Origin of the sequence: Xanthomonas sp. NCPPB 1067, from assembly GCF_020783795.1 — a bacterium.
In the GTDB taxonomy this organism is placed as follows: domain Bacteria; phylum Pseudomonadota; class Gammaproteobacteria; order Xanthomonadales; family Xanthomonadaceae; genus Xanthomonas; species Xanthomonas melonis.
This window is the reverse complement of sequence record NZ_JAJGQG010000016.1, coordinates 82,917-92,924: the sequence shown is the minus strand read 5'-3', so window position 1 is coordinate 92,924 and position 10,008 is coordinate 82,917. Positions and strand designations below refer to the sequence as shown.

At 65.4% G+C, this 10,008-nt stretch carries 9 protein-coding genes; 7 read left to right on the top strand and 2 right to left on the bottom strand.

What is annotated here, in order from left to right; all coding sequences use genetic code 11:
• Positions 1-112: 112 nt before the first annotated feature.
• Positions 113-2,485 (bottom strand): 3-hydroxyacyl-CoA dehydrogenase/enoyl-CoA hydratase family protein, encoded by a 2,373-nt coding sequence (locus LL962_RS13340; protein ID WP_228317248.1) that lies wholly within the window; start codon positions 2,483-2,485, stop codon positions 113-115.
• Positions 2,486-2,510: 25 nt separating this feature from the next.
• Complete coding sequence (locus tag LL962_RS13335; protein WP_228317247.1) at positions 2,511-3,143, bottom strand: TetR/AcrR family transcriptional regulator; 633 nt, start codon at positions 3,141-3,143, stop codon at positions 2,511-2,513.
• A 218-nt stretch (positions 3,144-3,361) separates the two neighbouring features.
• On the opposite strand from LL962_RS13335, the gene ndk reads away from it, so the two are divergent.
• The 7 genes from ndk (at position 3,362) to der (ending at position 9,999) form a co-directional block, all read left to right on the top strand.
• Positions 3,362-3,787 (top strand): nucleoside-diphosphate kinase, encoded by a 426-nt coding sequence (gene ndk / locus LL962_RS13330; protein WP_002812972.1) that lies wholly within the window; start codon positions 3,362-3,364, stop codon positions 3,785-3,787.
• 18 nt (positions 3,788-3,805) lie between these two features.
• Positions 3,806-5,011: a 23S rRNA (adenine(2503)-C(2))-methyltransferase RlmN gene (gene rlmN, locus LL962_RS13325; protein ID WP_104587129.1), complete on the top strand. Its 1,206-nt coding sequence runs from the start codon at positions 3,806-3,808 to the stop codon at positions 5,009-5,011.
• Positions 5,012-5,021: 10 nt separating this feature from the next.
• Positions 5,022-5,810, top strand: coding sequence for a type IV pilus biogenesis/stability protein PilW (pilW, locus tag LL962_RS13320; RefSeq protein WP_228317255.1), 789 nt, complete (start codon positions 5,022-5,024; stop codon positions 5,808-5,810).
• Positions 5,807-6,664 (top strand): helix-turn-helix domain-containing protein, encoded by an 858-nt coding sequence (locus LL962_RS13315; protein WP_228317245.1) that lies wholly within the window; start codon positions 5,807-5,809, stop codon positions 6,662-6,664. Before pilW ends, LL962_RS13315 begins: the two co-directional genes overlap by 4 nt.
• Before the next feature lie 71 nt (positions 6,665-6,735).
• Positions 6,736-7,374 carry a YfgM family protein gene (locus LL962_RS13310; protein WP_228317244.1) on the top strand — a complete coding sequence of 213 codons (639 nt, stop codon included), beginning with the start codon at positions 6,736-6,738 and terminating at the stop codon, positions 7,372-7,374.
• On the top strand, positions 7,374-8,591 hold the full coding sequence (bamB, locus tag LL962_RS13305; RefSeq protein ID WP_228317243.1) for an outer membrane protein assembly factor BamB: 1,218 nt from the start codon (positions 7,374-7,376) through the stop codon (positions 8,589-8,591). The genes LL962_RS13310 and bamB overlap by 1 nt, the downstream gene beginning before the upstream one ends.
• Positions 8,592-8,601: 10 nt before the next feature.
• Positions 8,602-9,999, top strand: coding sequence for a ribosome biogenesis GTPase Der (gene der, locus LL962_RS13300; RefSeq protein WP_104587124.1), 1,398 nt, complete (start codon positions 8,602-8,604; stop codon positions 9,997-9,999).
• Positions 10,000-10,008 lie beyond the last annotated feature (9 nt).

Sequence of the window (10,008 nt, the reverse complement as noted above, 5' to 3'; positions counted from 1 at the left end):
TGCTTGTTGGGGGCCCGGGGCCCGGGACCCGGGACCCGGAAGGTCAAAAGCGCCCAGTAGCGGCTCTTGCCTTTCCGGGTCCCGGGTCCCGAGTCCCGGGTCCCGGCTTCAATCAATTCCTGAGTGGCTTGCCGGTCTTGAGCATGTGCCCAATCCGCGCCTGGGTCTTTTCCTGCTGGGCCAGCTCGACGAAGTGCTTGCGCTCGAGCTTGAGCAGCCACTCTTCGTCCACCAGTGCGCCGCGATCGACTTCGCCACCGCAGACCACCGTGGCGATACGGCTGGCGATCTCGTAGTCGTACTCGCTGATGAAGCGGCCTTCCAGCATGTTGACCAGCAGCATCTTGAAGGTGGCGATGCCGACGTCGCCGGCCACCTGGATGCGGCGTGCCGGCAGCGGGGCACGGTAGCCGCCCTCGGCCAGTGCGCGCGCCTCGGCCTTGGCGATGTGCAGGCTCTCGTAGCTGTTGAACACCACCTTGTCGGTGGCGCGCAGCAGGCCCAGTTCCTTGGCGTTGACGGCCGAGTTGGAGACCTTGGCCATCGCCACGGTCTCGAAGGTCTTCTTCAGTTCGGCGAACACGTCGCCGCCCGGGCCCGCAGCGACCGAGGCGCGCACCGCGATCTCCTTCAGGCCGCCGCCGGCCGGCAGCAGGCCGACCCCGGCTTCGACCAGGCCGATGTAGCTTTCCAGCGAGGCCACGGTCTTGGCGCTGTGCATCTGGAACTCGCAACCGCCGCCCAGCGCCAGGCCGCGCACGGCAGAGATCACCGGCACCTGCGAATACTTGATGCGCTGGCTGGTGGCCTGGAAGTTGGCCACCAGCGCCTCGAACGCATCGACCTTGCCGGCCTGCAGCAGGCCCAGCGCGCCGGCCAGATCGGCGCCGGCGGAGAAGGGTTCCTTCTGCTGCCAGATCACCAGGCCGGCGAAGTCCTTCTCGGCGCGGCCGACCACTTCCTGCAAGCCGTCGAGCACATGGTCGGAAACGGTGTTCATCTTGGTCTTGAAGCTGACCACCGCGACGTCGTCGCCGTCATGCCACATGCGCACGCCGTCGTTCTCGAACACGGTTTCGCCCGGCGAGAACTTCTCGCCGAGCAGCGGGTCCGGAAAGCGCTGGCGCTTGTACACCGGCAATGCCGAGCGCGGCAGCTTGGCATCACGCGCCGGGCTGTACGAACCTTCGGCGCCATGCACGCCGTCGCGGCCATCGAACACCCAGTTCGGCAGCGGCGCGCTGCTCATGCTCTTGCCGTTGGAGATGTCTTCGGCAATCCACTGCGCCACCTGCTTCCAGCCGGCCGCCTGCCAGGTCTCGAACGGGCCGAGCGACCAGCCGTAGCCCCAGCGAATCGCCAGGTCCACGTCGCGCGCGGTCTCGGCGATATCGGCCAGGTGGTAGGCGCTGTAGTGGAACAGATCGCGGAACGTGGCCCAGAGGAACTGCGCCTGCGGGTGCTGGCTCTCGCGCAGCTTGGCGAACTTCTCGGCCGGATTCTTGATCTTGAGGATCTCGACCACTTCCGGCGCAGCGCTGCGATCGGCGGTTCTGTAATCCTGCTTCTCCAGATCCAGCACCACGATGTCCTTGCCGACCTTGCGGAAGATGCCGGCGCCGACCTTCTGGCCCAGCGCGCCCTTGGCGATCAATGCGTCCAGCCACTTCGGCGCCTTGAAATACTGGTGCCACGGGTCGTCGGGCAGGGTGTCGCCCATGGTCTTGATGACATGCGCCATGGTGTCCAGGCCGACCACGTCGGAAGTACGGTAGGTCGCCGACTTCGGGCGGCCGACCAACGGGCCGGTCAGGCCGTCCACTTCATCGAAGCCGAGCCCGAACTCCTGCGTGTGGTGGATGGTCGACAGGATCGAGAACACGCCGATGCGGTTGCCGATGAAGTTCGGAGTGTCCTTCGCATACACCACGCCCTTGCCGAGCGTGGTCACCAGGAACGCTTCCAGCCCTTCCAGCACGGCCTTGTCGGTGCCCTTGGCCGGAATCAGCTCGGCCAGGTGCATGTAGCGCGGTGGGTTGAAGAAGTGCACGCCGCAAAAACGGTGGCGCAACTGCTCGGGCAGCACGTCGGAGAGCTTGTTGATGCCCAGGCCCGAGGTGTTGGAGGCCAGTACCGCATGCTCGGACACGAACGGGGCAATCTTCTTGTAGAGGTCCTGCTTCCAGTCCATCCGCTCGGCGATCGCCTCGATGATCAGGTCGCAGTCGCGCAGCTGTTCCAGACCGCTCTCGTAATTGGCGGGCGTGATCGCCTCGGCCAGCGCCTTGCTGGCCAGCGGGGCAGGGCTGAGCTTGCCCAGGTTGGCGATGGCCTTGAGCACGATGCCGTCGGCCGGGCCGTCCTTGGCAGGCAGGTCGAACAGGACGGTGTCGACACCGGCATTGGTGAGGTGCGCGGCGATCTGCGCGCCCATGACGCCGGCACCGAGCACGGCGGCGCGACGGACTAGCAACGGATTGGACATAGCGATTGGCCTCTTGGTGGAACGTTTACGGTGTGGAATGAACGCGGAAGCCGGGCTCCGCGAAACGAATGAGTTCGCGCGCCGCACGCGCACGATGGTCGGCCTCGCTGACGCCGGCCGGACGCTTGATCAGGCCGAAGTCGGCCATGGCGTAGGTCAGCGCGCCGGCCAGGAAGTCCAGCCGCCAATACAGCTCTTCCTTGCTCAGGCCCGGCACGCAGGCGGCGATGGCCTTGCCGAACTCGCGCAGCACGTGGCCGTAGTGGTCGGACAGGAACTTGCGCAGGTTGTCGTTCTTCTCGGCGTAGGCGCGGGCGATCACGCGCACGAAGGCGCCCCCGTTCTGGCGGTCCTGGGCCATCGCCAGGGCCGGCTCGACAAATGCCGCCAGCACCGCGGTGAGTTCACCGGGCTGCGATTTCCTGGCCGCTTCCAGCTGCTGCAGCCGCGCGGCGGTCATCTCGTCCATGCGCCGCCGGAACACCTCGTTGACCAGATTCTCCTTGGAGCCGAAGTGGTAGTTCACCGCGGCGATGTTGACGTCGGCCTGGGTGGTGAGCTGGCGCAGCGAGGTGCCGGCAAATCCGTGCTGGGCGAACAGCTCCTCGGCCGCACCGAGAATGCGGTCCTTGGTGGAAAAGTGGGCTGGCTTGGGCATGCGTCCGGAAAGCGCTCAATCAAACGATTGTTTGAGTCTACGGGGTCTATCACAGCCAGGTCATGCGGCGCCGCAGCACGATTCAGGGGGCGGTGTGCAAACGGATCGGCAACCAGATAGAATTGACCATCGCAAAGAAGCCTAAGCCCGCGTTTTGACGCGGGTTTTTTTCATGATAACCTCGGGCCTTCAGTGGCCCGCCCAACGGAGAACTTCCCATGGCGCTGGAGCGCACCCTGTCCATCATCAAGCCCGACGCGGTCGCCAAGAACGTGATCGGCGAAATCTACAGCCGCTTCGAGAAGGCCGGCCTGAAGGTCGTGGCCGCCAAGTACAAGCAGCTGTCGCGCCGTGAGGCCGAGGGCTTCTATGCCGTGCACCGCGAGCGTCCGTTCTTCAACGCGCTGGTCGAGTTCATGATCTCCGGCCCGGTGATGATCCAGGCGCTGGAAGGCGAGAACGCCGTTGCCGCGCACCGCGATCTGCTGGGTGCCACCAATCCGAAGGACGCCGCGCCGGGCACCATCCGTGCCGATTTCGCCGATTCGATCGATGCCAATGCCGCCCACGGCTCGGATTCGGTCGAGAACGCAGCCAACGAAGTCGCGTACTTCTTTGCCGCCACCGAAGTGGTCTCGCGCTGAGGCCGAGAGAGTCGAATCGTGAATGAGGTCGTGATCCCCTCTGTGCTGCAGGATGTTCCTGTTCCCGCAGCGCCGGTGCGCAAGCAGAACCTGCTCGACCTCGATCGCGAGGGACTGGAGCGCTTCTTCGCCGAGACGCTTGGCGAAGCGCGCTACCGTGCCCATCAGGTGATGAAGTGGATCCACCACCGCTACGTCACCGATTTCGACCAGATGACCGACCTCGGCAAGGCGCTGCGTGCCAAGCTGCACCAGCATGCCGAGGTGCTGGTCCCGAACGTCGTGTTCGACAAGCCGTCCGCCGATGGCACCCACAAGTGGCTGCTGGCCATGGGCACCGATGGCAAGAACGCCATCGAGACTGTCTATATCCCCGACAAGGGCCGCGGCACCTTGTGCGTGTCGTCCCAGGTCGGCTGCGGCCTGAACTGTACGTTCTGTTCCACTGCCACCCAGGGCTTCAACCGCAATCTGACCACGGCCGAGATCATCGGGCAGGTGTGGGTGGCGGCGCGGCACCTGGGCAACGTGCCGCACCAGCAGCGCCGTCTCACCAATGTGGTGATGATGGGCATGGGCGAGCCGCTGATGAATTTCGACAACGTCGTGCGCGCGATGAGCGTGATGCGCGACGATCTGGGCTATGGCCTGGCCAGCAAGCGGGTGACGCTGTCGACCTCCGGCCTGGTGCCGATGATCGACCGGCTCTCCACCGAAAGCGATGTCTCGCTCGCGGTGTCCCTGCACGCTGCCAACGACACCTTGCGCGAGAGCCTGGTGCCGTTGAACAAGAAGTACCCGATCGCCGAGTTGATGGAATCGTGCGCGCGCTATCTGCGCGGCAGCAAGAAGCGCGACTCGGTCACTTTCGAATACACCTTGATGAAGGGCATCAACGATCAGCCGGAGCATGCTCGCCAGTTGGCCAGGTTGATGCGGCAGTTCGACAATGCCGTGCAGTCCAAGGACGCCGGCAAGGTGAATCTGATTCCGTTCAATCCGTTCCCCGGTACGCGTTACGAGCGCTCCGGCGAGACCGAGATCCGTGCATTCCAGAAGATCCTGCTCGATGCGCAGGTGCTGACGATGGTGCGCCGTACCCGCGGTGACGACATCGATGCGGCATGCGGGCAGCTCAAGGGGCAGGTCATGGACCGCACCCGTCGTCAGGCGGAGTTCCGCCGCACATTGGAAGGGCAGGCCGATCGAGATGCGGCAGCGTGAACTTGCGGTAATGGCAGTCGTGGCGATCGCGCTGGGCGCGGTCGGCTGCGGTGGGCGCAATGCGAAGGCCGGCTCGGCCAAAAGCATCGAGGAAGCGGCGCCGGTGTATTCGTTTCGCGATGGCAAGGCCACCAAGAACCGGATTGCCGTGCAGGAAAAGTTGGGCCTTGCCAGCAATCGGATGCAGACAGGTGATTACGCCGGCGCTGAAGAGCAGCTTCGGGCAGCGCTGAAGAAAGATCCGCAGTCGGTGGACGCCCTCGGCATGTTGGCCCTGATCCAGGGCGGCAGGGGAGATGTGGCTGGCGCTGGCGCTTCTTATCGAAGGGCTGCGGAATTGGCTCCCCAGCGCGGTGACGTTCTCAATAACTACGGTGCCTGGTTATGCGCCAACGGTTCGCCTGCCGAATCGCTGACCTGGTTCGATCGCGCATTGGCCGACAGGTCCTATGCGTCACCGGCGTCTGCGCTCGGAAATGCCGGCGGTTGCGCGTTGAAGGCAGGCCAGACCGAGCGCGCGATCGGCGATCTGCGCAAGGCCCTGGACATCGATCCGAGCAACCCCTACGCACTCGAGTCGATGGCGCGCCTGGAAGCGGGGCGACGCAATTTTTTCGAAGCACGCGCCTTCGTCGAGCGCAGGCTGGCGGCTGCACCGGCAACGGCATCCGTGTTACAACTCGCCATTCAGATTGAGCAAGGGCTGGGCGACAAGGTTGCTGCCAGCCGTTACCAACAGCGGTTGGTCAAGGAATTTCCTGACGCAGCGACCGCTAACCCCGGGGCCAATGCATTGTGATCAGTGATTCCAATCCGAACCCTTTCGAGCAGGAGAAGGGCTGCGGACAGCATTTGCGCGATGCGCGCGAAGCGGCCGGTCTGAGCCTGGACGATGTCGCGGGCAAGCTGCGCATGCCGGCGCACGTGGTGCGCTCGCTGGAACAGGAAGACTGGCAGCGCCTGGGCGCGCCGGTTTTCGTGCGCGGGCAGTTGCGCAGCTATGCGCGCCTGCTGCACGTGGATCTGGAGCCGTTGTTGCGGCAGGCGACCATCGCGCCGGTCGAACCGGTGAAGCTGGTCAGCCATACCCATACCCCGCGCGCGCGCCGGCTCGTCGAAAGCACCGCGCGCAAGGCGATGTACGTGGTCATCACCGGGGTGTTCGCGGTGCCGGTGTGGTATGCCACGCGCTCGCATCTGGATGGCCAGGCGCCGAGTACGGTGTCGCTGGACAGCATGCCCGAGGCGGCCAGGACCACTTCGAAGCCCGATGCGGCAGCCCGGCCTGCGGCCGCGCCACGTGAGCCGGCGGCGCCTTATATCGCCTCGATGACGCCGGTACCGCGCACCACCCCGGCGGCCGAACAGGCGCCGGCGGCTACGCAGGCCGGCAGCCTGTCGCTCAGTTTCGAGGGCGATAGCTGGGTGCAGATCCTGGCGCCCGATGGCAGCCCGGTCGAGAAAGCCTTGATCCGTGCCGGCGAGCGACGCAGCTATGCGCCGGGCCAGGTCGGTCGTGTCGTGCTGGGTAACGCGTCGGCGGTACAGGTTCAGCAAGGCGGCAGTATCGTCGACGTCAAACCGTTCCAGCGCGCGAACGTGGCACGTTTTGCGGTATCCTCCGACGGCTCCGTGGTGCCTGCTTCCGAGTAGAAGCGGACTGCGGTTTTTCATTTTTCCCTTTTGATGTTCCGCGCCTTCGGGATGACGGAGCGAGAGTACGCATGGCGATCGACGATCTGCTGGACGAACACGAACAAGGCGAACGCGTTCGTTCCTGGTTGAGAAAGAATGGCGCTGGGCTGATGGGCGGTGTGCTGCTCGGTCTGGCACTGATCCTGGGCTGGCAGTGGTGGCAGAAGCGCGCCAATACCGAGTTGGTCGAGGCCAACGCGCGCTACGAGGCGGTGGTGAAGTCGATCCAGGCCAAGGATCTGGACAAGGCCGCCAAGGACATCGTGGCGCTGGACGATGGCAAGGGTGGCATCTACGCCGAGCTCGCAGCGTTGCGGCTGGCCAGGGCCCAGGTGGACGCCGGCAAGAACGCCGAAGCGATCAAGACCCTGCGTGAGGTGCCGGCCGAAGGCGAACTCAAGCAGATCGTGCAGCAGCGTCTGGCGCGCGTACTGATCGAAAGCGGCAAGCCGGAAGATGCGATCAAGCTGCTGACCGAGAGCCAGGATCATGCGAGTCTGGAAATCCGCGCCGATGCGCTGGTGGTACAGGGCAAGCCCGACCAGGCGCGTGCGCTGTATGCCAAGGCGCTGACTACGGTAGACGTGGCGTCGCCGCAGCGCCGGCTGCTGGAAACCAAGTTGATGGATGTGGGCGGCAAGGTGCCCGATCCGGCGGAGCAGATGTGATGAAGCAGGTCGATATGTACAAGCGCGTGGTGTTGCTTGCCCTGATGGGCGTGTCGTTGGCTGGCTGCAGCACCGTCAAGGGCTGGTTCGCCGGGAAGGATGCGGCGGCCAAGAAGGCGCAGGAACCTGCGGAATTGGTGGATTTCGAGCCATCGGTCAAGGTCGACAAGCTCTGGTCCACCGGCGTGGGCAAGGGCGAGGGGCGCATCGGTGTGCGTCAGCGCCCGGCGGTGGCCGATGGCAAGGTGTATGCGGCGGCGATCAGCGGCGGGGTGCAGGCGCTGGACCTGCAGACCGGCAAGCGTGTGTGGGAATACGCGCCCAAGAAGGAAGAGCGTAACGATCGCAAGTTCAAGCAACGCCTGTCCGGCGGCCCCGGTGTGGGCGAAGGCCTGGTGGTGATCGGCAGCCTGTCCGGCGACGTGATCGCCTTGAACCAGGCCGATGGCACCGAGAAGTGGCGCGCCAAGGTACCGAACGAGGTGATCGCCGCGCCGGCGATCGCGCAGAACCTGGTGCTGGTACGCAGCAACGACGGCCGCGTGACCGCATTCGATGCGGCCACCGGCGAACGCCGCTGGTTCCATGCCGAGGAAGGCCCGACCCTGTCGGTGCGCGGCAATGCGCCGATCGTGACCGGCCCGGGTGTGGTGTTCGTCGGCAACGACAGCGGCACCCTGAGCGCGCTCGCCCTGCAGGATGGTCGACCGCTGTGGGACCAGGCCATCGGCGTGCCGGAAGGCCGTACCGAGCTGGAGCGCATGTCCGATGTGGACGGCGCGCCGGTGCTGGATGGCACCACCCTGTACGCGACCAGCTTCAAGAACGAAACCCTTGCGCTGGAAGGCCCGAGCGGACGCCCGTTGTGGAGCCGCGACCATGGCGGTCCCGGTGGCCCGGGCGTGTCGTCCGGCAACGTGGTGGTGGCCGACAATGCCGGCACCGTGTGGGGCCTGGACAAGGCCAGCGGTGCGGCCATGTGGTCGCAGGCTGCGCTGGCCCGTCGCTCGCTGACCGGCGTGGCCATCCAGGGCGACTATGCCGTGGTCGGCGATTACAAGGGTTACCTGCACTGGCTGAAGCTCAGTGACGGTGCACTGGTCGCGCGCGCTCGCGCTGGACGCGACACGCTGCTGGCGCAGCCGGTGGTCGTGGATGGCATTCTGCTGGTACAAAACACCGACGGCGACCTCACCGCCTTCCGGTTGGCACAATAAGGATCTTGCGATGCTGCCCCTGGTCGCCCTGGTTGGACGGCCCAATGTCGGCAAGTCCACCATCTTCAACGCGCTGACGCGCACCCGTGACGCGCTGGTCCACGACCAGCCCGGCGTCACCCGCGACCGCAACTACGGGGTCTGCCGTCTCGACGCGCAGCAGCCCTTCATCGTCGTCGACACCGGCGGCATCGCTGGCGAAGAAGAAGGCCTGGCCGGCGCCACCGCGCGCCAGGCGCGTGCGGCCGCTGGCGAGGCGGATCTGGTGCTGTTCGTGGTCGATGGCCGCGAAGGCGCCTCTGCGCTCGATGACGAAATCCTGGCGTGGCTGCGCAAGCTGGCCCGCCCGACCGTGCTGGTGATCAACAAGATCGACGGCACCGACGAAGAAACCGTGCGTTCGGAATTCGCGCGCTATGGTTTTTCCGATGTGGTGGCATTGTCTGCCGCGCATCGGCAGGGCATCGACGAACTGCTCGAGGAAGTCGGCGCGCGCCTGCCGGAAGAGGGGTCCGGAGAGCTGCTGGACAACGACCCGGCGCGCGTGCGCATCGCCTTCGTCGGTCGGCCGAACGTGGGCAAATCGACGTTGGTGAACCGCCTGTTGGGCGAGGAGCGCATGATCGCCTCCGAGGTGCCGGGCACCACCCGCGATTCGATCGCGGTGGACCTGGAGCGCGACGATCGCCAGTATCGCCTGATCGATACCGCCGGCCTGCGCCGCCGCGGCAAGGTCGAAGAGGCGGTCGAAAAGTTCAGTGCGTTCAAGACGCTGCAGGCGATCGAGCAATGCCAGGTGGCGGTACTGATGCTGGATGCGACCGAAGGGGTGACCGATCAGGACGCGACGATCCTGGGCGCGATCCTGGATGCCGGCCGTGCGCTGGTGGTGGCGATCAACAAGTGGGATGGGCAGAGCGATTATCAGCGTGCGCAGGCCGAAGACCTGTTGTCGCGCAAGCTGGGCTTCGTGAACTGGGCCGAGGCGGTGCGGATCTCTGCATTGCATGGCTCGGGCATGCGCGAATTGTTCCAGGCCATCCATCGCGCGCATGCATCGGCCAACCACGAGTTCAGCACCAGCGAAGTGAACCAGGCGCTGGAAATCGCCTACGAGACCAATCCTCCGCCAAGCATTCGCGGCCATGTCTCCAAGCTGCGTTATGTGCATCCGGGTGGCGCGAACCCGCCGACCTTCATCGTGCATGGCACGCGCCTGAAGGTGTTGCCGGAGTCGTACAAGCGCTATCTGGAAAACTTCTTCCGCAAGCGTTTCAAGCTGGTCGGCACGCCGGTGCGCTTCATTTTCCGCGAAGGCGCCAACCCCTACGAAGGCAAGAAGAATCCGCTGACCGATCGGCAGATCGCGCGCAAGCGACGCCTGATGCGGCACGTCAAGGGGAAGTAAGGCCGGCAG